This window comes from Pseudarthrobacter sp. HLT1-7, assembly GCF_059383435.1.
Genome location: NZ_JBWZCH010000016.1, coordinates 43752 through 65800, shown reverse-complemented (window position 1 = coordinate 65800; position 22049 = coordinate 43752). Strand labels below are relative to the sequence as shown.

At 66.7% G+C, this 22049-nt stretch carries 19 protein-coding genes and 2 pseudogenes; 6 read left to right on the top strand and 15 right to left on the bottom strand.

The annotated features are described in order from the left end of the window. The first annotated feature begins 115 nt into the window (after nucleotides 1–115). A complete protein-coding gene (locus AC50X6_RS14745) occupies nucleotides 116–283 on the top strand; it encodes a DUF8730 family Cys-rich protein (RefSeq protein WP_326966312.1) in 168 nt (55 codons plus the stop codon). Between the two features lie 558 nt (nucleotides 284–841). On the opposite strand, the gene AC50X6_RS14740 is transcribed toward AC50X6_RS14745, so the two are convergent. The 9 genes and pseudogenes from AC50X6_RS14740 to AC50X6_RS14700 form a co-directional block, all read right to left on the bottom strand. Next, complete coding sequence (locus AC50X6_RS14740) at nucleotides 842–1744, bottom strand: serine hydrolase (RefSeq protein WP_494966941.1); 903 nt, start codon at nucleotides 1742–1744, stop codon at nucleotides 842–844. 157 nt (nucleotides 1745–1901) lie between these two features. Then, nucleotides 1902–3002, bottom strand: coding sequence for a phosphotransferase (locus tag AC50X6_RS14735; protein WP_494966940.1), 1101 nt, complete (start codon nucleotides 3000–3002; stop codon nucleotides 1902–1904). Beyond that, nucleotides 2999–4279, bottom strand: a complete 1281-nt coding sequence (locus AC50X6_RS14730; RefSeq protein ID WP_494966939.1) for a phosphotransferase family protein — start codon at nucleotides 4277–4279, stop codon at nucleotides 2999–3001. The genes AC50X6_RS14735 and AC50X6_RS14730 overlap by 4 nt, the downstream gene beginning before the upstream one ends. After that, nucleotides 4276–6195 (bottom strand): ABC transporter ATP-binding protein, encoded by a 1920-nt coding sequence (locus tag AC50X6_RS14725; RefSeq protein ID WP_494966938.1) that lies wholly within the window; start codon nucleotides 6193–6195, stop codon nucleotides 4276–4278. The genes AC50X6_RS14730 and AC50X6_RS14725 overlap by 4 nt, the downstream gene beginning before the upstream one ends. Next, the gene (locus AC50X6_RS14720) at nucleotides 6192–7331 is read right to left on the bottom strand and encodes a glycosyltransferase family 4 protein (RefSeq protein ID WP_494966937.1); all 1140 of its coding nucleotides are present in this window, start codon (nucleotides 7329–7331) and stop codon (nucleotides 6192–6194) included. The genes AC50X6_RS14725 and AC50X6_RS14720 overlap by 4 nt, the downstream gene beginning before the upstream one ends. 32 nt (nucleotides 7332–7363) lie before the next feature. Then, nucleotides 7364–8584, bottom strand: coding sequence for a glycosyltransferase (locus AC50X6_RS14715; RefSeq protein ID WP_494966936.1), 1221 nt, complete (start codon nucleotides 8582–8584; stop codon nucleotides 7364–7366). Further along, the gene (locus tag AC50X6_RS14710) at nucleotides 8571–9776 is read right to left on the bottom strand and encodes a glycosyltransferase family protein (RefSeq protein ID WP_494966935.1); all 1206 of its coding nucleotides are present in this window, start codon (nucleotides 9774–9776) and stop codon (nucleotides 8571–8573) included. The genes AC50X6_RS14715 and AC50X6_RS14710 overlap by 14 nt, the downstream gene beginning before the upstream one ends. Nucleotides 9777–10027: 251 nt before the next feature. Beyond that, a pseudogene (locus AC50X6_RS14705) lies at nucleotides 10028–10239 on the bottom strand (AAA family ATPase); the annotation flags it as partial. Then, nucleotides 10236–10538, bottom strand: coding sequence for a hypothetical protein (locus AC50X6_RS14700; protein WP_494966934.1), 303 nt, complete (start codon nucleotides 10536–10538; stop codon nucleotides 10236–10238). The pseudogene AC50X6_RS14705 and the gene AC50X6_RS14700, both read right to left, overlap by 4 nt. A gap of 207 nt (nucleotides 10539–10745) precedes the next feature. On the opposite strand from AC50X6_RS14700, the gene AC50X6_RS14695 reads away from it, so the two are divergent. Both AC50X6_RS14695 and AC50X6_RS14690 read left to right on the top strand, forming a co-directional pair. Continuing rightward, nucleotides 10746–11084, top strand: coding sequence for a hypothetical protein (locus AC50X6_RS14695; RefSeq protein WP_494966984.1), 339 nt, complete (start codon nucleotides 10746–10748; stop codon nucleotides 11082–11084). Between the two features lie 19 nt (nucleotides 11085–11103). Next, a complete protein-coding gene (locus AC50X6_RS14690) occupies nucleotides 11104–11181 on the top strand; it encodes a hypothetical protein (RefSeq protein WP_494966980.1) in 78 nt (25 codons plus the stop codon). 1105 nt (nucleotides 11182–12286) lie between these two features. On the opposite strand, the gene AC50X6_RS14685 is transcribed toward AC50X6_RS14690, so the two are convergent. Then, entirely contained in the window at nucleotides 12287–13201 is a 915-nt protein-coding gene (locus AC50X6_RS14685) for a serine hydrolase (protein WP_494966933.1), read from the bottom strand. Then, nucleotides 13198–14082 (bottom strand): LysR family transcriptional regulator, encoded by an 885-nt coding sequence (locus AC50X6_RS14680; RefSeq protein WP_494966932.1) that lies wholly within the window; start codon nucleotides 14080–14082, stop codon nucleotides 13198–13200. Before AC50X6_RS14680 ends, AC50X6_RS14685 begins: the two co-directional genes overlap by 4 nt. 79 nt (nucleotides 14083–14161) lie before the next feature. Here AC50X6_RS14680 and bla point away from each other — a divergent pair, with 79 nt between their 5' ends. Together bla and AC50X6_RS14670 are read left to right on the top strand one after the other, a co-directional pair. Next, on the top strand, nucleotides 14162–15109 hold the full coding sequence (gene bla, locus AC50X6_RS14675) for a class A beta-lactamase (protein WP_494966931.1): 948 nt from the start codon (nucleotides 14162–14164) through the stop codon (nucleotides 15107–15109). Further along, the gene (locus AC50X6_RS14670) at nucleotides 15109–16017 is read left to right on the top strand and encodes a hypothetical protein (RefSeq protein WP_494966930.1); all 909 of its coding nucleotides are present in this window, start codon (nucleotides 15109–15111) and stop codon (nucleotides 16015–16017) included. Before bla ends, AC50X6_RS14670 begins: the two co-directional genes overlap by 1 nt. Nucleotides 16018–16161: 144 nt before the next feature. On the opposite strand, the pseudogene AC50X6_RS14665 reads toward AC50X6_RS14670, so the two are convergent. Further along, a pseudogene (locus tag AC50X6_RS14665) lies at nucleotides 16162–16394 on the bottom strand (IS21-like element helper ATPase IstB); the annotation flags it as partial. A gap of 751 nt (nucleotides 16395–17145) precedes the next feature. Here AC50X6_RS14665 and AC50X6_RS14660 point away from each other — a divergent pair. Further along, nucleotides 17146–17898, top strand: coding sequence for a hypothetical protein (locus AC50X6_RS14660; RefSeq protein WP_494966929.1), 753 nt, complete (start codon nucleotides 17146–17148; stop codon nucleotides 17896–17898). Between the two features lie 94 nt (nucleotides 17899–17992). Here the strand turns inward: AC50X6_RS14660 and AC50X6_RS14655 are convergent, their stop codons facing one another. The 3 genes from AC50X6_RS14655 to AC50X6_RS14645 all read right to left on the bottom strand — a co-directional run bounded on the left by AC50X6_RS14655 (nucleotide 17993) and on the right by AC50X6_RS14645 (nucleotide 21985). Beyond that, on the bottom strand, nucleotides 17993–19531 hold the full coding sequence (locus AC50X6_RS14655; protein WP_494966928.1) for a sensor histidine kinase: 1539 nt from the start codon (nucleotides 19529–19531) through the stop codon (nucleotides 17993–17995). 12 nt (nucleotides 19532–19543) lie between these two features. Next, a complete protein-coding gene (locus tag AC50X6_RS14650) occupies nucleotides 19544–20209 on the bottom strand; it encodes a response regulator transcription factor (protein WP_494966927.1) in 666 nt (221 codons plus the stop codon). Between the two features lie 480 nt (nucleotides 20210–20689). Further along, nucleotides 20690–21985 carry a cation:proton antiporter gene (locus AC50X6_RS14645; protein ID WP_494966926.1) on the bottom strand — a complete coding sequence of 432 codons (1296 nt, stop codon included), beginning with the start codon at nucleotides 21983–21985 and terminating at the stop codon, nucleotides 20690–20692. Between the last annotated feature and the right edge of the window lie 64 nt (nucleotides 21986–22049).

Below are 22049 nucleotides of genomic sequence, written 5' to 3'. Positions count from 1 at the left end.
GGTACCACTGTAGGGACCAACGCCTCCGCGGAACAGAGTGTTCCCGGGTTCGGATTTCGATCCCACATACCCCCAGGGGTATAGTGTAGCCATAGACCTATCAAAGGAGATCCGGATGTGCCGAGCAGTTTCTTGTAAGAAGTGCGGTAAAACCACCTGGGCCGGCTGCGGCCAGCACGTTGACCAGGTCATGCGGGGCGTCAAGAGCGCGGACCGCTGCAAGGGCCACGAAGGCGAGGTCAGCACGAAGACCGGCTTCTTCGCCAGGCTCTTCGGCCGCTAGTGGGCATTTTCGTTAGTACGTCGGGGGTTCAGGCAGCGTCAGGACGTTTCAGCGCCGGGGGGACATGCCCATTCTTTGCCCCCGGGACTGGGCACAATGACTCTATGCCCACCTGCCGGCCCGGGCGCGGGGCATGTCCAGCCCAGCGGGCATGACCAGCCCAGCGGGCAGCACCCGTCCGGCGGGCATTTTCGTTGACCTGGCCGGACGTAGGTTTTGGCGGCGCTCCTTCCCGGTTACCTGCCGCCACAGCTCCTGTCGGCCCGGGGAAGGCCCGGATTCCCGCGGGCTTGTGGCGCCGGGCGCCAAAGTGACTGGGCAGGAACGTCGCGGCCCGTCGCGTTGGGCTGGTCCGGTCAGGCGTTGGGTGGGTCCGGCGGCGTGGAATCTGGCGTCGCCGCGGGAGGACATGTCCATTCTTCGCACCCGGACCGGGCACAACGGGACTATGTCCATCCGCGCACCCCGGCGCGGGGCGTGTCCCTTAGCTGTGCCCTCCCGGCCCCCCGGGCCAAGACCCCCGACGAACTAACAAAAATGTCCACTGGCGCCGGGGAGCTATCCGAACAGCGCTCCGGTGACCGCGCCCGTCAGCTGATGGATGGCCGCCAGCCTCGCCTGACTCTCGCCGTCCTGCTCGCCCCAGGTATAGATCGCCAGAGCGTAGGAGCGCTCGCCGGAACTCAGGATCGCGGCGTCGTGGACGTAGCCGTCCACCACCCCGTACTTGTGCTGCACGGTGATGCCCGGGCCCACAGCGGCCGGGATGAGCCGGTCGTTGTTGGTCTGTTGCATGTAGCCCAGCAGTTCCTCGGTGTGTTCCGTGTTGAGTAACTTTCCGGTGGAGAGCTGGGTCAGGAGTGAGGTCATCTCGGCCGGCGTCAGCAGGTTCTTCTCCGGGTCGTAGCTGATACCGATGGACGCGGCGTAGTCGATGAGCCTGGCGTAGCCGATGTCCTGCATCAGCAGCAGCCAGGAATCGTCACTGCTGTTGTTGACCATGGCCTTGACCTGGAATGCGGCGTCGAAGCTGCCCAGCGGCACGTCCAGGGACTTCTCGCCGGTTTCCACCAGACGGTAGTAGGCGGCGGCGGTAATGATCTTGGCGGTGCTGGCGGCAGCGTACTCGGACACATCGCCGTACGATTTCGGCTCCCCGCCGCGGGTGTCCACCAGTACAACGCCGATCCGGTAGCCCTCGTTTTCGGCGAGGATCCGCTTGATCTCCGCGTCAAGGTCGACGGCGGCGGGCGGAGCCTTCGGTGCCGGACCGGCCGCGTCCGGGCCCTGCGCCTGGCTGGCCAGCGAGGCAAAGAAGTCGGTCCGCGGCGTGCCGGTGCGGGCGACGGCCAGGCTGACGGTGGCCAGCAGGACCACGAGCAGGGCTGTCCATACGAGGAGCATGTTCCGGCGGGCGGCGGCCGAGCCGGCAGCCGGACGCTGCGGTCCCGATGAGGTCATAGTGGAGGGCCTTCCGGATCAAGCGGGGGAGCGGGCTTCCCTGCAATGTATGCCGCCGGCGCGGCGAAGTCCACGAACCGCGCGGGGCTCCCCTCGATATGGTCAAACTCCCACGCGGCACCCGGCCGGTGGCCGCCGAGTTACGCTGCGGATCCCTTCACACCTGCTGCAGGATGGCGCCCGGGAGCGGGCTGCCGCTGAGCCAGCGAGCGGCCTCGGAGCCCCAGGGCGGGCGGAATGAGTACAGGCAGGCGAGGCGCAGGCGGGTGCTGGCCGCGTACGCCGCGAACCGCACCGGGCTGACCTGCAGCATGTCCGCGGCGGTCAGCACCTGTCGGTGGGCGATCCCGTAGCGCCGCAGGGTCAGGCGCCGCTGGAGCAGGCGCAGTTCCAGATGGACGTCGAGGTTTGCCAGGTCCAGGGCCGCCTCGGCCTGGCAGCTTTCGTCAAAATCCAGCAGCCCTGGCACGCTGGTTTCCCCGGTTCCCAGCATCTGCTTGTCATGCAGGTCCCCGTGCGCCCACCCCGGCGGATCAGGGCGGGAGGACAGGAGCATACCAATGGTGACGTCCAGCCGCGCGTGCACGGCGGCCCGGACACTGTCCGCGGCCGGGATGCCCTCGCTATGGGTCAACAAGTGATGTGCCCAGCGCCGCAGAATCTCGGCCTCTGCTTCGGGCGGGTGCGGGGGCAGGCGGTCCAGGGCGCTGCGGCGGCCAACGCGCCGGGAAGCCGTAACTGCCGCCGCCCAGGCGTGCGGGAACTCCCGCCAGCGGGCGTCGAAACCGGCATCCGTCAGCGCGGTGTGGTCCTGCCCCAGAGCGAAGTAGGAGCGGCCGGGAATCCTGCTGAAGACCACGGCGTCGGAGCCCGCCGCCAGAACGCGCGGCGTCTCGAAGAGGCCGCCCGCCAGGGCGGCGGCGCCCGCATGTCGTTCCGCCGCGTTCGGGGCCCGGCCGGGCCGGAACACCTTGATGTACTGCTCCCCGGCGCGAACGACGGCGCGTTTGTGGGCCCGATGAGCCACGACCTCGCCCTTGGCGGCTTCGGCACGGAGCGAGGGGAGCCGCGGATCGTCTTCCGGGACCAGCTCGAAAACACCCTGCCGCAGGTGGCCTGCGCGGGCGCCGGCCACCGAGGGGACACGTACTTCCAGGACGTACTCGCCGGCCACGGGCTCCGGCCAGGCCCGCCGGACCTGCCAGATGGTTCCCGCCGCATCGGTAACGCTTAAGGGGACGTCCGGGTGCCAGATCACGGGACCAGCTCCGCGGCGCGGTCGATCTGCCGGGCCATTTCGGCGGCCCACTCCGGCGTCCGGTCCCGGAAGGGGTCCACGCAACTGCAGAACATCCGGAATGCCGTCCATGTCTGTACGGCAGCCGGCGCAAACCGGCCGCCGGCGCGGGCATAGCCGTCGAACAGGGCCTCCGTGTAGCTGCCCCGCGACGCGTCCGCGCGGCCGCGCCATTCGCTCAGTTCCTCGACGGCGGCGAAAGAGCCCAGATCCTCCTCCCGGACCCCGTAATGCGAGCGGTCGAAGTCGATTAGGCGGACCTCCGCACCGGAAACCAGCACCTGGTCGGCGGAAAAGTCGCCGTGGACCGAGGCCCCGGCCCGGTGTCCCGGGCGCTCTTCCAATTGCCGGCGGATCCGTGCAGCCACCTTAGCTGCCGGCGCGTCGAGGGCGGGGACGAGGGCGCTGACCATGGTGTGGGCGGACTTCAACTGGCTCAGGGGACCCTCCAGCCCGGGGGCAAGGCCGGTGTGGGCCTGGACCGGTATGCTGTGGAGCCGGGCCAGGGTCTCGCCGGCCCGGTGCGCAGCGTTACGATCGCCGCTTGAGAGAAGGTCCCCGTCGCCCCACACCGGGCTGGCGCTGATCCCGTGCCGCGGGAACGCCGGGCCGCCAAGCCGGGGGAGCACCGGAACCCCGTGCATTTGCCGCCGTTGGTGGAAGAGTAACTCCAGCTCTTCGGGGATGGGCTGGGTGGCGACCTTGATCACGATCGAACCGCCCGGAGTCTCCTGCATCAGGACCAGCCGCCGCTCCGGCTTGTAACGCAGCACCCGGGCGGTGCCGCCGGGCAGCCCCGGCCCGTGCACAGGCACCGGCACGGCGCCCAGCTGTTCCAGGCCGCTCCGGCCGAGCCAGCGCAGGTTCCTGCGCAGGGCCCAGTCGTCCTCGATGCCGCCGATGGCGACGATCGCCTCCGGGCTGTTCACGTCCGGGCGGATGAGCCGCATGGCACCGCCGTGGGTGGCCGATTCGTGGGCCCGGCCGTAGAGCTTGACGTTGCCGTCCGAGGTCCGGGTGAGCGCCCAGCCGAAGTCCTCGTGGCCGTTGCGGATGCGGACAAAACCCACGAGCGCGGAGGTGCGCGGTTTGTACCGGACCCGTGCGACGCGGAGCTGCTCGCCGGCCAGCCCGGACAGCCGGTCGTCGTCGAGCAAGGTGGCTAGGCAGGGAAGCGCGTCGTCGCGGGCCGCGAGCGCCAGGTCGGCGTCACGCGGCCGGGTCTGCATCCGGGTCATGTGGACACCTCCACGTCAGGGAGCGCAGCCGTGTCCGCGCCGGCGGGCGGGCTGGGCGGTCCGCCCATCCACCGGGAGAAGTGGCTGTCCGGGTCCTGCAGCAGTTCCGCCGGACGTCCCTCTTCGATGATGCGGCCGTCCTGGAGCCAGATGATCCGGTCGCACGCGCGGGCGGCGAAGGCGTCATGGGTGATCGTGATCGACGTCCTGCCGCGGGTCAGCACCTGCAGCGCGTCGAGGATCGAATCGCGGGACGCGGGGTCCAGCCCGGCTGTCGCCTCGTCGAGAATAACGATCGGCGCCTGCCGGAGGATGGCGCGGGCAATAGCGAGCCGCTGCCGCTGGCCGCCTGAGAGGTCCTTGGCGGCCTCACCCAGCACGGTGTCGTAGCCGTTGGGGAGGGCCCGGATGAAGCCGTCGGCCTGGGCCAGGGCGGCGGCGGTTTCGATCTCCCCGTCGGTGGCATCGAGGCGGCCGAACCGGATGTTCTCCCGGACGGTGGTTCCGAAGAGGACGGAGTCCTGGAGCAGGATCGAGACGTGGGCGCGCACGGACGCGATCTGGAGCTCCCGCAGGTCCTCGCCGCCCACCCGGACCGTCCCGGAGATCGGGTCGATCATGCGCAGCACAAGGCTGGCCAAAGTGGATTTACCTGCCCCGGACGGTCCCAGGATGGCCACGTGTTCGCCGGAAGGAATGCGCAGGTTGATCCCGTGCAGCACGGTGGTTCCTTCGCCGTGTCCGGCGGCGACGTTGTCGAAGTCGATGTCCGGGTTCCGGGTGATCAGCGGGCGGGCACCGGGGGCCTCTGGCAGATCGGTCTGTGCCTCCAGCAGGTCCGCCACGCGCTCCCCGGACGCCGTGGCCCGGGCGATCCTGCCGGTCTGTTTGGCAAGGTCCTTCAGCGGTTTCATTCCGGTTTTGAGGTACATCAGGAAGACCACCAGGTCACCGGGCGTGATGGACTGCTCCATCACCCGCCAGCCGCCCCCGGCCAGCACGACGGCGGTGGCGACGCCGATCAGCGCGTCGGTTCGGCGCTCCAGGCTCGCGGCCAGCCGCAGCGCGACGACGCCCGTTCCCAGGGCGGCCTTGTTGCTGCTGCCGAAGCTGGAGCTGATGGTGTCTTCCAGCCCGTAGGCCTGGACTTCCCGCATGGCGCCAAGGGTCTGTCCCGCGGTGGTGGCCAGGGCTCCTTCACCCTTGCGGGATTTGCCGGCCGCCGCGGTGATCGGCCCGGAACTGCGGTGCGAAAGGAGGGCGAAAATCCCGGCCGCCACAAACACCACCAGGGCAAGAAGCGGGTCCAGCCACAGCATAACGATGGTCATGGCCACGAGGGTGGCCATGTTGCCCACCAGCGGCAGGCCGGCGGTGACGGCGACTTCCTGCAGCCTGCCGACGTCGCTCACCAGGCGCTGCACGGTGTCCCCGGAGGACGCCCGGGTGTGGTGCCGCATCGACAGGCCCTGCACATGGCGGAACGTGCGGGCCCGGAGATCGGCGGCCACCCGGGATCCGACCAGGGCGAACGACACCGCGGACCAGTAGTTGGCAATGGCACGCACGACGCTGATGACCACGATCGCGCCGCCGCAGAGCAGCAGCGTCTCGGCGCTGGCATCCATGGTGGGGCGGCCCGGCTTCGCAATCGCGGCTCCCAGCGAGCGGGACACGGCGTCGATGACCAGCTTCACGGGCCACGGCTCCAGCAGGCGGAGAAGCACATCCGCCGCGAGCGCGAGGAATCCGCCGGCCATCAGGAACCGGTGCTCGCGAAGATGCGGGCGGACGCAGCGCAGGGTGCGGCGGAGCCCTGACGCCGGCTTGACGGGGCGGCGCTTCCGCCGCCGCCAGGCAGGCGCAGTCCTGGGGGACGCATGCCGGGAGCCGGGGGTCCTGGTTGAAGAGCTCACTGTACGGCCATCCTCCGTGCGGGCGGCATGGCCGCGGTGATGCCGGACAGCACGGCAGTCCAGCTGTAGCGCTCCACCGCCGTCGTCCGGGCCTGCCTGCCGAGTCGTTCCCGCAGGTCCGGGTCATCGGCTAGGCGGGTGAGGGCGTCGGCAAGGGGCGCCGGTTTGCCGGGCGGTACCAGGAGCCCGCTGCGGCCGTCCGCCAGGATGGAGGGGATCTGGCCCACGGCACTCGCGACGATGGGCATCGCTGCCGCCATGTACTCATACACCTTCAGCGGGGAGAAATAGTCGTCGCGGCCGGGCTGTTCCGGCGGATAGGGCGCGGCTGCCGCGTCGCACTCGATCAGGAGGGCCGGCACGGCAGCGGGCGGCACCGCGCCGGTGAAGTCCGTGTCGACGCCCAGCGTGGCGGCGAAGCGTTCGAGGTCTACCCGGCCGGGTCCGTCCCCGATGACCCGCACCCGCCAGCGGCGGTCCGGCCCGGCGGCCTGCTCATTGGCGAGCGCCACGGCGTGGATCAGTCCGGGAACCCCGTGCCAGGGCTTCAACGTGCCCACGAAGGCCACAGTGAGGTGGCCGGGATGCCGCCGGCCCGGGCGGCGGGGGGCGATGCGGTCGACGTTCACGCCGTTCGGTGCCAGCACGGCCCTGGCTGTCGGAACCCTGTCCCGCACCCAGCGGACCACCGGCTCCGAGACGCAGGCCACAACGTCGGCGGTTCCGGCGTTGCGGCGCAGCACGGTCTCGGCCTTTCTCACGTCCAGCAGTTCGCGGTACCGCTGTTGTTCCTCGATCAGCGGGGCGTTGACCTCAAGCACGGAGGGAACATCGAGGACGGGGGCGACCACCGAGAGGGCCGGGCTGAATAGCGAGTAGCGCTCGTACACCAGGTTGCAGCCGCGGTGCAGGACTTCGTCCACGAGGGTAAGCGCCGCTTCCTGCACCGCCTGTTCGCGGCCCGGCCCGGAGGCGTTGTCGGGCCGGACCTCGACGACGTCGAGATCGGCCAGGTCGGCGGGCCGGTCGGTTCCCTTGCGGACGCAGTAGACGGTGACCGCGGCACCGGTCCCGCGCCAGGCCCGGACGATTTCCTGGACATGCACCGAGGATCCCTTGGTACCGAAAATGGGCACCCCGGGGTCTGCACAAAGGTAGGCCACGCGCATCACGCCACCCGCAGTTCGGAGCGGGAAAGGGAGCGCAGGATCTCCGCCTGGCGGCGGGCGTCGTAGTCTTCCTCGATCAGGGCGCGGGCGTTGCGGGCCAGGACCACCCTGTTGGTGCCGGGGGCGCTGATCCGTTGGACGGCCCGGGCCAGCGCGTGCGGATTTCCCGGCCTGGCGAGGAGTCCGGTGGATCCGGTGCGGACCACTTCCGGGATCCCGGTGACGGCTGTGCTGATGCAGGGGACCCCTGTGGCCATGGCTTCGAGCAGCACGGTGGGCATGCCGTCCGCGTTTCCGTCGGCGCCGACCACGCACGGGGCGATGAAGATGTCGGCGGAATAGAGCAGCTCGTGGATCTGGTCCTGGGTCTGCGGTCCGATCAGCTGAACGTGCTCCCCCAGCCCGAGCACTTCGATGCCGGCCGCCAGCTCTTCGGCCAGTACCCCGGTTCCGGCGATGCGCAGCTCCAGCCTGAGTCCCTGCGCCAGAAGTTCGGCGGCGGCCGGCAGCAGATACTGGAACCCCTTCTTTTCCACCAGCCGGCCGACGGCGGCGATGCGCACTGTGGCGCCGAGCGGCCGCGGATCCCGGTAGGGGAATCGTTCCAGTTCAAGGCCGTTGCGGACCAGGTGGAGGCGGGAGGTGGACGTGGGGAACCTGCGGCGCAGGTAGCGCAGGTTGTACTCGCTGATGGTGATGGCGTGGTGTGCCTGCTCGAGTTTGAGCCGGAGGTCATCGCTGCGTACCGAGCTGGCAAAGATGTCCACGGCATGGGCGGTAAAGGAGTACGGGATGCCGGAGATGGCCGAGGCCAGCCGGGCGACGCTTGTGGCGGCGGAGGCGAAGTGGACGTGGATGTGCCGGATGTTCCGGTGCTGCAGGGCTGCGGCGAGGTTGATGGCCTGGACCGCGTCGTCCGGTTCGGCGGCGGCCAGCGCGGCGAAGTTGAGGGCCAGGGCGGTGGTGAGTCCGGCGGCTTCGGCAGCCCGGAAGCATTCCCAGGCCTCACTTGTTTTCGGCGCCCGGTCGATGTAGGTCACCGGCGCCTGGACGCGGGCGAGTTGGGGGTGGAACCGGGGGTCGTTGGGCGGGCGGAGGGAGAAGATCTCGATCCGGTCGCCGGCTGCTTCCCGCGCCAGGATCTCGGAAACGATGAACGTTTCCGAGAAGCGCGGATACATCTTCAGGACGTAGGCAATGCCTGGTTCAGACGGCAACACGGGCGGCACCGTCCTTCGAAGCGGCGGCCGCGTCGACGTCGTCCGCCTGGAAAACGGGCTGCAGCAGCTGGGCGGCGAGTTGCGGAACGCGGATCAGCCCGTCCAGGACCGCGTGCCGGCGGTCCACCGTCGTGCCCAGCCGGGCGGACAGCCAGCCGGACAGGAACTGCGGCGTCAGCGTCTCAATGTCATGCTGGTCCAGGTAGCCGGCTTTGGCCAGGGCCAGGGCCCGGATGCGCTGCTCGGCGCGGGACTGGTTGCGGGGCACGATCAGGGCCGGCACATTGGTGCTCATGATCTCGCAGACCGTGTTGTAGCCGCCCATCGCGATGACCGCGGCCGCGTGCCGGATGTGGAAAACGATGTCATCGACGGCGGAGACCACCGTGACGCCGGGCCCGGCATGCCGCTGGAGCTCGCTGAGCTGGCTGGCCGGCATCTGCGGCCCGGCAACGACGAGGTGACGCAGCCCGGCGGGCACGGGGGCGGCGGCAGCAAGGCTTGCCAGCGCATAGCCGTCCGAGCCGCCGCCGACTGTGGTCATGAAATACGGTCCAGGCATGCAGTTCGTACCGGAAACGGACGGGCGGCCGGCTGCCAGGTAGCCGGTGTAGCGGATGAGCTTCCGCAGCGCGAACGGGATCTCACCGGATGCTACGGGGTCGTGTACGGCAGGGTCGCCGTAGACCCAGATCGCGTCGAACAGGTCCTGGACCACCCGGGGTCCGCCGCAGCGGGCCCATTCGGTGAAGGCAGTGCCGGGGGAGTCCAGGACTTCACGGAGTCCCAGCACCACCCGCACGGGTCCGGCGGCGCGGGCATGCCGGAGTGCGGCTTCCAGTTCCCGGTGCACTCCGGTGGCGTGGCGGTCCACGATCATCAGGTCGGGGCGGAATCCGGACAGCACGCCGTGCAGCAGCCTGGCGCGCAGGGCCACCAGTTCGGCCATCGGCAGGGTGAGATCGCGGGGCCGGTAGCCGTCGGGGCTTTTCCCGATGCCGGGAAGAAGTACCCAGTCCCAGCCCGCCGGCGCCGCGAAGGCAGGGGCGTGCGGGGTGCCGGTGATGAGGATGCCGGTGACCGGGCGGCCGGTGAGCCCGGGGAGCTGGTTGCTGAGCGCGTGGGCGAGGGCCAGGTTTCGGCGCACGTGGCCCAGTCCCACGGAATCATGGGAGTAAAGCACTATCCGCATAGGCTCCACAGCAATCCTCCCCCGGCTCCGCGTCCTGGTCTTTGGTCTCAGAGTGCGCCGGAAAAGTGAGGAATTGATGAGGCGGGAATGAGGGATTCCTCATGAAGAATTCTTCATGAAGAATTTCTCACACAAGGAATTCTCATAAAAGGAAGTACGACGACGGGTGCCCGGGTGTGGTTGTTAGTTCAGAATGGCGGGTTTTCACAGCCCGGTTTGGCGGTTTTAGCTGATTCGATAACGAGGGTGGAGCGTGTGATGCGGGCAACGGCGGCGACTGCCTGGGATTCGGTGAAGTCGTCGGGATTGAGGGTCTGGCCGAGTTTGTGCCACCGGCGCTCCAAAACGAAATTCAGTTTTTCCCGGGCGAGCGGGCGGTATCCGTGGGCGAAGCCGACCCTGCTGTAGATCCGGGGTAGCGGCTGAACCATGTTTCGATGCCGGGCATGCGGATGAGGATCAGTACTCCGCCAGGGCAGGGTCACTTCTCGATCGAGCAGCCGTGGCGCGGCCGTCGGCACGATGATGGACCTCGCAGACCTCGTCGGTGTCCCCGTCTTCGGGATAGAGGACCGCTCCGAAATCACGATTCGTCGTCAGCGTGGTGAGGAGATGCTCGCTCTTCTCCCACGCCGTGTGCGCCGACCATAGAGCGGAAGTATCGATGATGACTTCTGATGAGCTCTCCGTCTGGACGTGGCTACCCGGCCAGACCGAGCCCGTGGTGGCCGGGAGGGTGGAGCAAGCCGGGCCACTCGTCACATTCGTCTACGGACTGAGGTATTGAGCCCGGCCGGACGCCATCAGTCTGTTCACCCCGGAGCTTCCGCTGCGACCCGGCATCCAGGAGCCTGTAGACGGGCTAAGCATCGCTGGCGCCCTCAGGAAGGGAGCCCCGACAGGTGGGGTCGCGGCGTCATCGAAAGGCGACGGGGTGCTGCACCGAACTCCCTCAACGAAATCGACTACATGCTGAGTTCCAGCTCGAATCGCTTCGGGGCGTTGGACTTCCAAGTCGGTCGTGAGAATTACGTGCCTCGGGATGAGTCGTCGACCCTCGATGAGTTGCACGGGGCGGCCATCATCCTTGACGAAGGCGGAGAGCTACCGGCAAGTCTGGACGCGGCCATTATGCATGGCACGAGCCTTGGAGGCGCACGCCCGAAGGCTACACTCGCTGACGGAGATGGGAGCGAGTGGCTCGCAAAATTCTCTTCGTCAGACGACCGCGTCTTCTCAGTGGTGAACGCCGAAGGCGCGATGCTTGAACTCGCGCGTAGCGAACGACGCGACTCGGCCCGGGCCTGAGCTGTTCCGGCGCATCGCCATGAACATCGCCATCAGCAACAATGACGACCATGCCCGGAACCACGCCGCGTTCTGGGATGGGGGCACTTGGAGTTGACCCCGGCCTACGATCTTGCTCCGGGGCAAAGGTCTGGCGACACATTCGAGCAGGCGATGCCATACGGGCGAGGTGACCGCGGCACGAAGGTCTCCAACTTCGCGGCATTGCGACTACGAAGCAGAGCCGCTGTAGCGAAAGTCCGGCCTCGGGGCCCCGCTGAAAGTTCGACTACCGGGACGCACCTCCGTCTATTCTCCATAGATCTACGGGCCAACCTTCACATACGCTGGCCCTAAGCATCGTCGCGTTGTCCCCGTCGAAGACGTCCGCTACCTGCTACTACCTACGGCACTTTCGTGATCCACAGCTGCGATGATGGTTCGGTGAACTCGACTCAGCCATCGTTCAGACACGGAACGATGGTTGCACATCGCCTCGACCAGGCTGTCAGCTTGTGCCGACTCCTGGCGGCAGTGGCCATCGTGGGCGGCATGTTTGGTTTCTTGCTGGTGTGGGGTGAGTTGGTGATACCCGGATGGGCTCTTAGCAGTTCGCTGCTCGTGCTTTCGCTCGTACTCGCCATCGTCCGCACATTGGTGCGCGACTACCGGAAGGCTGCGGCGGGGGAGCAAAGATCTACCCGCAGGAGTTCACGACTGTGGGCGGGACTTGCAGTTTTGGTCGGAGTTTGCAGCGCAATCATTGGGGTAGGCGACCTTGGTGCTACCTACACGGTCTTGCGTCCCCAGGGGCCCGGCTTCTGCCAGGCCGCAGTGAGAGAGCATTCGTTCTTGTTTGCCGGCGGCGGTGAGTTGTACGCAGTGGGGCTTGGCGGCTTTGGCAGGCCTGTTAGTTCTTGGACCGCTGATGATGGCTACCAGCCCATTGCCTCCGGCACGTATGAACTAACGTGGAGCGCCGAGGGTGCGCTTCTGTCGGTGCACGGTGACATCGACCCTGTTTGGCCGGCGTTGCACGACTTTGAATGCCCTCAGCGAGACAGTTGAGTGTTCCGGGCTTGTTGTGGCTTCAACTGCTAGAGAATCCTCCGGCTGTGGTGGCGCCCAATGATAAATCCTGGACCGGGTTCTAGGCCAGAACGCAGTTGGTACCGAGATGTTCTTCAACGATGCACCTTGCCTCAGCAGGGTTGGGTATATGACTAAACGAGTTCATCGTGGAGGATGCGCGCAGCGTGACCCATCGCCTGCTCCGCGGACGGCTGCGTGACGGCCGGCACCCGACTGCGAGTGAGGGCAACAACGACGAGGGTCTCGCCGCCGATGTGTTCGACGACGCCCGCTTCGTGACGGAGATGGACGAAGGAACCCGTTTTCGAGTACCAGACCGACGTATCGGCTGAGAAATCCGGTGCGAGGCGGTGTCGGAATACGTTTCCAGCGAGCATCTCGCGCAGAGGTGCCGCCACCGCATCGCCGATGCTTCCGTCCCAGATCTTTTGCAGGAGATCGGCAAGCCCGCGCGCGGTGCCGGCGTTAGCGCGCTCGATGTCCAGTTGGGGCAATGGAGAGGGGTGCCCTTGTTTGTCAGCAGAAACGACGAGCGAGTGCACCGTAGCAGCATCGCGGGTTAAGGTTTGCGTCGCGAGCGAGGCATAGAGTTCGCCGATCGGATGACGCAAGACGATGCCGCTCGTGCCGAGGGCCTGGAGCCATTCCGTGACGTCGCGCGGGGAGACGATGCGGAAAATTGCATCCGCGGCCGTGTTGTCGCTGATCTCCATCGCAAGCCGGATGAGATCCCCTACGGCGATCGTAGCCGAGTGGGCAAAGCGGGCAAGGCCTGGACCACCCTGAGATCGGCTGGCGTCATCGATGCGCACCGGCGTGCTGAGATCGAGCTTACCCTGGTGCGCGGCGTCGAGCGCGGCCGCTGCGAGGGGCAGCTTGGCGACAGACGCCAGCGGGAAGGGCCGATCGGCGTCAAGCGCAAGCTCGCGTCCCGTGCCGAGGTGACGCACGAGAAGAGATCCCGAGAGTCCCGCGGCCTCGAGCACGTGCGCTGCCCGGCGCAGTGCGCTCGTCCCGGCACCGGCGTCGTGCGCCGAGACGGTCAAGATTGCTCCCGCCTGACGCCGCCGAGCGCCGCAGCGATTTCCCGTTGAAGGGTCTCCTCGAACAGCTTCCTGCCATCTGGCGTGCGCGACTCAAGCCGATAGGCACGCGCGAGTGTCAATTCGCGCACTTCGAACCATTGCAGGCGCCACGCGGCCGCCTGCTCTTGAGTGCAGAGGACCCAGTCGTCGCCTGCTAGCGCTCCGGTGAGCGCGCTCACGACGCTTGGGGACTCGTAAACCTGATGTGCTGCCAGCCCGGATTCCGCAGCGGACTCTCGTAACGCGGATAGAAGTTGGGCGGAGGCATCCTCCGCCAGCACTGCGAGACGTGAGGCCGCGCGTGGCCCCAGAGCACGGGTCGGACGCAAAGCGGCGAGTGTAAGCGGCCTGAGTCGATCGGTAGCCTGCGCGAGGCCCAGCGGCACCACCCAGTCGGCTCGTGCTGTCTCGACCGGGAGAAGAGCGGCATCCGCTTCCCCGAGTCGAAACCGCAAAGTACGCCGCTCCCGGCCATTTTCCTCGATCTCAAGGTCCGTGCCCGCTCCGAGCGCGCGTAATCGAAGGGCTGCCCACAGCGCGGGATCAAGATCGCACGGTACAAGAAGGCGGACCGTGCCGCGACGATGGGATGTTGCAGCATCGAGGAGCGAGCGTTCGGCGCTCAGCAGCGCCTGTGCATGTCCAAGAAGTGCCGCGCCGAGGGGCGTCAGACTCACCTGGCGCGTGCTCCGCTCAAGCAGCGCTCCGCCGAGTTGGGCCTCAAGGCCGGCGACTCGGCGACTCACAACGGGCTGCGTCGTCCGTTCGTCCTGCGCGGCGGCCGAGAAGCTTTGCCGACGAGCGACGGCGACGAACGCGCGGGCACCGCTAAGGACATCCATCCCCCAATTATGCCGTTGATGCATCAATCCCGTCATTTTTGGCTTTGAGTGAGTCAGTATTTCCGCTCAGACTGGCTGCATGGATCAACTTCATACATCCCAAACGCAAGATCGGTCTTTCGACCCGACCCGTCGCAAGATCCTCCTGTTCGGTGCAGGCGGAGTACTCGCAGCTTCAATGGCCGCTACGGGAGGCCCAGCTTCCGCACAGGAGAAGCCGCCCGGGACGGGGAACGTCCGTCGGCGTCTCGACCGGGCAATCGCCGACCTCGAATCCGCGCATGGCGTCACGATCGGGATTGCCGCGGGCCGACGCGGGCAAACCTCCTATGCATACCGAGGCGGTGAAACGTTCCCGATGTGCTCTCTTTTCAAGACTCTTGCTGTTGCCCGACTGCTCCGCGACCACGCGTACGACGATGAGTTCTGGAAGCGCCGAATTCTGTTCCGTGATGATCAGATTGTGGAGAACTCCACAATCTGCGCTGCCGACCAGGACAGGGACATGAGCGTGGAGGAGCTCGCCGACGCTGCCCTGCGTTTCAGCGATAACACGGCTGGTAATCTCCTGCTCGAACTCATCGGAGGTCCAATGCAGATAGGCGCATATGCGCGAAGTCTCGGTGCCCGTTCCACCCGTCTCGACCGCTGGGAGCCGGAGCTCAACGAGGCGCTTCCTGGGGACCTTCGCGATACCAGCACGCCGTCTGATATCCACAAACTCTACGAGGCCCTCTTGCTCGGCGACGCGCTGAGTGCACTTGGGCAGGCCCGTCTTCGCGGTTGGATGTTCCGCAATACCACCGCCGGCAAGCGGCTGGGGGCGGTTGTGCCGCCTGGAGCTGAACTCGCCGACAAGACGGGTGCTGGCGATTACGGAGTCGTGAATGACGCGGGCGTCGTGTGGCCGGATGCGGGTTCTCCGCTGACACTTGCCGTTATGACCAGGACGGACGATCCGGATGCGGTGAACAACAACGACGTCGTCGCGCGTGTTGGCCAGCTCGTTTTCGCGGAACTGCTTTGATGGCCGCTCACCCAATGGGGCGTGTTGCCGGTGTACTCACCGGACTCGCGATCGGATTCGCTTCCGCTGCGCTCGTTCTTGCTCCGTGGCTTGCCACCGGCGCCAAGCTGCCGCTTCAAAATCTTTGGCAGGCCGGCGTCCTGCCCGAGGACATGCCGTTGGCGCTCCTGCCCGTGAACCAGTATCACGCGCTGCGGGTCGCTGTGTTGCTCTTCGTTGGCGGAGCCGTCGCAGCCCTGGGCGTGCGATTTTTTAAGCGGGTGGTAGATGCGCAGGCGTGGTCCGCTGCAGTTGGCGTCCTCCTCGTGCACAGCATTGCGATAATCCAGAGCTTCGCGGTCGTCGCTGACGGCTTGGGAATTCACGGGCCGCAAGTGGACCAACGGGCGGTGCTGTACTTCGGAGGCTTGCTGGGCGGCGCCGTCTTCGCGGCGCTGCTGGCTCAGGCAGTGTTCTGGCTGGCATCCCGCAGTTCCGTCAGCCCAGTCTCTCTTGGCCTAGCCCTCTCGGCTGTGCCCTTCTCATCCTGGATCGTGGACGCGGTTTCGATGCTGGGCCCTCCGACCGGTCTTCCAATTGAGATCTCGTTGATCTCGACATGGCTTCCCGCGGTCATCGTAGGCGTGGTGCTCGGCCGGTGCGGTATCCGCCCGCTCCGGCGGCTTATTGTCTGGGTTGTGTCTCTAGCCGCCCTGTGGATCACCCCCGCGCTCTTCACATCCGTGAGGAGCGCACTCGAAATGCGTGTCCTAGACGGCAATCTTCAAGCAATGAGCGAAGTAGTGACCCAGATTTTCTCCCTCGCTTTGGGCATCTCCGCGGTCCCTGTGCTATTCGCCCTGGTCTTGGGCGGAATCCTTACGGGCCTGCACGTGATGATCCGCCGTCGAGTGCACGGTTCAGGGTAGCGGACGGCGCCGGGCGCCCATGGGGCCTGCGACACCGAAGCTTCAGCGCTTGACGCGTCCCGCGGCCTAAAGGTCGAGAACGCTTTCGCAGAAAAGGACAGCGCAAACGTGCCGTGATGCTGACCGAGGAGGTGCCGCCGCCTGCGAGGAGCGCCGGTCCCCGTCATCACGCTCGGCCGGCAAGTCGGCCAGAAAACCCTGCCAGCTCAGTTGTTCCTTACCTGCGACCGCGAAAGTGTCATCCAGGACGGCGCCGACCATGGCAAGCGCAGCCGGCGGCATGCCTGGTCCACGGCCGCGGCCGCCGCCTATTCGGTCAGCCCGCGCCGCCTGGGCAAGGTCGGAATGATGGTGGTGGCCGATGCAGTGGGGCTCATATAACGATCTCCTTCAACGCAGTGCCCTGGGTGGGTTGATCAGTGCGTTTGGCCAGCAGCTCGTCATAGACGCTGACCGATGGAACGGGCCGGCTGTCCAACAGGAGCCCGACGATGACCGCGGACAGGTCCATGAGCCGGCGCTAGGTGAAACTGACAACGCGTTGCACATTCACCTCTTAGTGGCTCCCCCACCAATGTGAGGAACTTCGTTCTGCCCATTCTTGATCCCGACATCGACTTCTGACGGCAGGCAGGCGCTCGACTACGTTCTCGCCGGACGCTGCCGTCACCAAATACCAAAGGGACGTTCTTGACCGTCGCGGATAAGGCTTGTCTAACCGACTACAACCTCTGGGCGCCCGCTGGATCCGCAAAGCACGCTAAATAGACGAGGACTGAAGCAGGTCCATCGGGCCGATTCAGCCACGAGAGGGAAAAAGCTCGCGTGGTATCTAGACAGAGTAACCGTGCCCGCGTCCGGTAAAGGATCGGCTTACGGGCGCAGGTGCGACACCAAGCGATCACAGAACACCGCCCCGAAGCGATCAAATCCACAGTCCGCGGAATACCCTCGCGCAACCGAATAGCGGTAAGACGGGTGCAGGACGGCGTGTAGCCGATAGACGGCCGCTCGAATCCGCCGTTCCCCGTACGGAAACGAACGGCAGCCACGATGTCCGCCAGCGTTGCCTGACTGCCAAAGCGCGGGCACGTGGACAAGGGCGGTGCCACGTGCTGACATGTAGTCATGCAGCCTTCGGCGCGGGATAAACGGATCCGGATCGGTGCCGGGCTGGTGATCGTGGCTTTGGCGGTCCTGTCGGTGTTCATGGTTTTCGCATCCGGTCACGACCTTTGGGCCGATATTCTGCTGGGCATCTTGTATGGTATCCAGGCGCTGTTCACGCTGTGCGTGGGCATTTACCTTGCGAGTGGCCGGGGCAAGACAGGGGCAATGGCGCTGATTCCGGGCCGGTGGCGGCGCATTGGGCTGGCTGCCATCGCCGTGACCGGAACCGCGGCCACCGTCTGGGGTTTCACGGACGGCTCCGAAGCCCTGGTGACGACCGCATTGTGGCCCAACATGGTTGGGCTGTGGATTCTGCTGCAGTTCAGGACTATTGCGGAGCGCTTCCAGCACCATGACCAGTGGACCACCGGGTTGCCCCTCGAGACGGCTCTGGAGTCCCTGGCCGGGGCTTTCCGCCAGCCCGGGTTGAGCGTGACGACGGTGGGCCAGGACGTGTGGGTCAAGATCGGACGGGAATGGGCGGGAGGGACCTGGTTCCACAAGGACGCCGCCCAATACATGAAATCCGCGACCGGCATCCATTTTCAGGTCGATGACGGCGACGGCGGGACCCGCATCACCGCCCACAGTGGCGACCGGACCGTGGGAGGCATGTACGACGTGCTGAAGCTCTCTGACGAGATGAGCGCGACGGCGGTGGAACTGGCCCGGCAGGCAACCATCCGTCACCACGAAGGCCTAAAATCCTGAACCGTGTCCCGTGAAGGTTCCTCAATCGGGAGTGCAAAGCCGCCAAACCGAGCTGTGAACAAACCGCCATTCTGAACTCACAGTCACACCCGGGTCAGAGCCGGGCGCCGACGGACTGCAGCGGGATCCGGATGATGAACGATGCCCCCCGGCCATGGTCGGACTCGACGCTGGCCGCGCCCCCGTGCGCTTCGGCGATGGCCGAGACGATCGCCAGGCCCAGCCCCGAACCTTCCTGTCCGCGGCCGGGGTGGGCCCGGCCGAAGCGCTCGAAGATCCGTTGCTGGTCCTCCGCCGCGATGCCGGGGCCGGTGTCCCGGACCCACAGCAGCAGGGTGTCCGAACCCGGCAGGCGGGAGCCGTCCACCGGCGTCGAACTTTCCATCCTGCAACCCAGCGCGATTGTGGCGGAGGGATCGGTGTACTTGACGGCGTTGGCGACCAACTGGGCCAGGGCCTGGGTGAGCCGCTGCGGATCGGCGTCCACCACGAAGTCGGCGGTTTCATCGATAACCCAGTGCCGGTCCGCGAGGACATGGATCTTGTCCATCACCTGGTGGAGGAAATCGGGCATCCGGACGGCTTCCTTGCGGAGGAAGTCCGGATGGCCGGCATTGGCCAGCAGCAGCAGGTCATCCACCAGGCGCTGCATCCGGTCAACTTCCTCGAGGAGCATGTCCCTCGTGGCCGAGACATCCTCGGGGTCATGGACGGACACCAGCTCCAGGTGTCCGCGGAGAATGGTCAGGGGTGTGCGCAGTTCATGGCCGGCGTCGTCGAGGAAGCGCTGCTGTTGTTGGGCGCCCTCGTCGAGCCTTTCGAGCATGGTGTTGAATGTCTTGGCCAGCAGCGTCACGTCGTCGGTGCCGTCGCGCACTTCCACGCGCTGGGTGAGGTCCTCATGGCTGACCACCTGCGTGGCTTCGCGCAGGCGGCGCAGGGGGTCCAGCAGCCGGCCGGCCACCACGCTTCCGAGCACTGCGGCGGCCAGCAGCGTTCCGGCGGCCACCAGCACATAGGTGTGGACCGAGGACGCGAGGTGATCCCGCAGATCATTGGTGTCCCGGCCGACCAGCAGGTACGTCGCAACCCTTGCGTCGGGCCCCTTCACCGGCAGGACGACTGTCCTGAAGGGGTGCCCGTTGGCCGTCAGGTCGCCGAAAGCGGCGCCGGCGGCACTCCGCAGGCCAATGGCCCCGGGGTACATGGCTTTGTCGAGGAGGTTCTGTTCGGGGCTTCCATCCACGGTCCAGCCGACCCTGCCGTCGATGATACCTGCCATCACTTCGTTGCTGCGGGGTTCGATGTCCTCGGCGGCCTTGTGGAGTCCCTTGTCGAAGGCTTCCTCGTCCATCCTGCTGGTGATCGGCACGAGCCTAACTATGGCATTGGCCTTGTCCAGCAGGGACTGGTCAACCCGGGCGTCGGATTCCTGGAACTGGACCGCGAAGGTGACCAGTCCGGCCGTGACCAGCCCGGCAAACATCATGACCAGCATGGCGGCCACCACCCGGAAGCGCACCGAATGGACCCTCGCGCTCCAGCCTGACTGGTCCGCCTCGCCGCCCGAGGCAGCCGGGGCCGACGGCGGCGGCTGGCCGACTTCGCGGATGGGGCTGACGGTGGACGTCACGGTGTCACCTTCCTAACTCAGGCGGTATCCGGCGCCGCGGGCTGTCACGATGTGGTCCGCGCCGATCTTCTGCCGCAACTGACGGACATACACGTCCACCACGTTGGAGGTGCCGTCGAAGTCGTATCCCCACACGTGGCTGAGGAGTTGCTGCCGGCTCAGGACCTGGCCCGGATGGTGCAGGAACATTTCCGCCAGGGAGAACTCCCGGGCCGAGAGGTATACAGTCTTCTCGCCCACCCTGAGGGTGCGGGTGTGCAGGTTCAGTTCCAGGCTGCCGTACCGGACGATGCTGTCCTGGGGCGGATCGCCGTTTTCGCCGGGCCGCAGCCGGAGCCGGATGCGGGCCACGAGTTCCTCGAAGCGGAACGGTTTGACCATGTAGTCGTCCGCTCCGCCCTCCAGCGCGGCCACCGTGTCCGCGGCCGATCCGCGGGCTGTAAGGAAGATGACCGGAATGTTCACGTGGCTCTGGCGCAGCACCGAAAGCACAGCGAAGCCGTCCAGCCGGGGGAGGCCCACATCGAGCAGCAGCAGATCGAACTCGCCGCTGGAGGCGTAGTCGACGGCGGTGACCCCGTCCTCGACCACGGTGGGGACGTAGCCGGCCGCGCGCAGGCCCTTTTCGATGAACCGGGAGATGCGTTCTTCGTCTTCGGCAATGAGGATGCGGATCACGGGGGCCTCAGGGGTTGCCCAGTTCGGGACCGGTTCTGCGGCGTCTCCTGCGGATGCGCTGGGAGGAAGTCCGGGGCCCCAGCAGCCTCGATCGCCCCGGGAGGGGTCATAACGCGGCCGCTCATGGCGGCACGCGGTTCGTGCGGTGACGTCCGGAGTCCCGTCAGGGCGGTCTGCTGGACGGTGCCGGCCTTGCGGGCTCCTCTCCCGCCGGGCCAACTCCGTTTCTTGTTCGAGTGGACATGTGTTGCTCCTGCACGAGGCGGCCGTACCGTGCTTTTTTGCGGGGGCTGCATCCCGGTGTCCTCGGCGCGTGACGATCGACCCGGTCCTCTTCCTCTTATCCTGCCCCTGCATAAGCGCCGGCGCCACCCCTATTTGCAAGGTTTTCGGGATTAACTTTGGTGGAACTTTCGACGTCGGCCGCTGGCGGGCGGGGCCGTTGCCAGGGTGGTTCCGCGCCCGGCGTCAGGGTAATTGTCAGACCGCAGTGGTGGGGGCGTTGCGTTGCTCTCCGGTGATCCTTGCGGCTGCTTTGTTTCTGCGGTTGTCCAGGTACGCCATGACGGGTGTGGCGCCGATGCCGTGCAGGATGATGGAGGCGGTGACGATCAGCCCGGCGATGGCCCACAGCCGCTGGCCGTCGGCAAAGGACCCTGCCTGCAGGGCATAAGCGACGTAGAACAACGTGCCTATACCGCGGACGCCGAAGATGGCGATGACGGACCGTTCACGGGGCCCGGTTTTCCCGCCGAGCAGCCCGAGCCACCCCGCCACGGGGCGGATCACCAAGAGGAAGATCAACGCCAGGGCAATTTCAGGCCAGCCAATGCCGGCGAAGAGCCCGCGGGCGATGGCTCCGCCGAGGAGGACCAGGATGGCGACGGTGAGAAGACGTTCGATCTGTTCGACGAAGCTGTGCAGGACGCCGTGGTATCCGTGGCTGCGTTCGGCCGCGCGGATGGTGCAGGCGCAGACGAACACGGCGAGGAATCCGTAGCCCTCGATCAGTTCTGCCGCGCCGTAGGCCAGGAACGTCGCCGCGAGGGCGACAAATCCTTCGGCATTTTCGGACAGCCGCAGCCGCTCGAACCTGGCGGAGAAGAACAGTTTGCCCAGTCCCCACCCCACGGTCAGGCCCATGAGCGTTCCGGCCAGGATGCGCCAGAACACGTCCAGGAGGAGCCATTCGGTGAGCCAGGCGGCCGGGGCTGCCCCCGCGGTGCTGATGGCGATGGCCAAATACGTGAACGGGAACGCAAGTCCGTCGTTGAGGCCTGCTTCGGAGGTCAGGGCGAACCGGGCTTCATCGTCCTGGGTGTCCTCCGAGTCGGCGGGTTCACCAACCTGGACCTCGGTGGCCAGGACCGGGTCCGTGGGTGCCAGAGCGGCCGCGAGCAGGACTGACGCCGCTACTCCCAAGCCGAGCATGGCCCAGCCCAGGAATGCGACGGCGATGATGGTCAGCGGCATGGTGATGCCCAGCAGCCGCCAGGTGGTGGCCCAGCGGCGCCATCCGACGGGACGGTTCAGAGCCAGTCCGGCGCCCATCAGCGAGATGATGACACACACTTCAGTGAGGTGCAGGACCAGCCCTCCGTTGGCCATCGGGTCCGGGTCCGGCAGCCCGCCGATCAGGCCGAAGGCCACAAAGCCGGCGGCGAGAAACACCATCGGCATCGAGACCGGAACCCGGCCCAACAGGCGGGGGAGCACGGACGCGGCGAGGGCGGTCACGCCCAAGGCGGTAAAAACAAGTCCAACGGGATCAAGCATCTGGGTCGCTTTCTATGCGGGGCAAACCAGAACTCCCGCGGCGGGCCACCGGGTCCAGGCGGCT

Excerpts from the sequence above, each read along its gene's own strand:
- AC50X6_RS14680 (WP_494966932.1), bottom strand. The coding sequence starts at position 14,082 with ATGGATGTCCTTAGCGGTGCCCGCGCGTTCGTCGCCGTCGCTCGTCGG.
- AC50X6_RS14670 (WP_494966930.1), top strand. The coding sequence starts at position 15,109 with ATGGCCGCTCACCCAATGGGGCGTGTTGCCGGTGTACTCACCGGACTC.
- AC50X6_RS14660 (WP_494966929.1), top strand. The coding sequence starts at position 17,146 with ATGCAGCCTTCGGCGCGGGATAAACGGATCCGGATCGGTGCCGGGCTG.
- AC50X6_RS14730 (WP_494966939.1), bottom strand. The coding sequence starts at position 4,279 with ATGACCCGGATGCAGACCCGGCCGCGTGACGCCGACCTGGCGCTCGCG.
- AC50X6_RS14695 (WP_494966984.1), top strand. The coding sequence starts at position 10,746 with ATGCTGAGTTCCAGCTCGAATCGCTTCGGGGCGTTGGACTTCCAAGTC.
- AC50X6_RS14690 (WP_494966980.1), top strand. The coding sequence starts at position 11,104 with ATGAACATCGCCATCAGCAACAATGACGACCATGCCCGGAACCACGCC.
- AC50X6_RS14745 (WP_326966312.1), top strand. The coding sequence starts at position 116 with ATGTGCCGAGCAGTTTCTTGTAAGAAGTGCGGTAAAACCACCTGGGCC.
- AC50X6_RS14645 (WP_494966926.1), bottom strand. The coding sequence starts at position 21,985 with ATGCTTGATCCCGTTGGACTTGTTTTTACCGCCTTGGGCGTGACCGCC.
- bla (WP_494966931.1), top strand. The coding sequence starts at position 14,162 with ATGGATCAACTTCATACATCCCAAACGCAAGATCGGTCTTTCGACCCG.
- AC50X6_RS14740 (WP_494966941.1), bottom strand. The coding sequence starts at position 1,744 with ATGACCTCATCGGGACCGCAGCGTCCGGCTGCCGGCTCGGCCGCCGCC.
- AC50X6_RS14710 (WP_494966935.1), bottom strand. The coding sequence starts at position 9,776 with ATGCGGATAGTGCTTTACTCCCATGATTCCGTGGGACTGGGCCACGTG.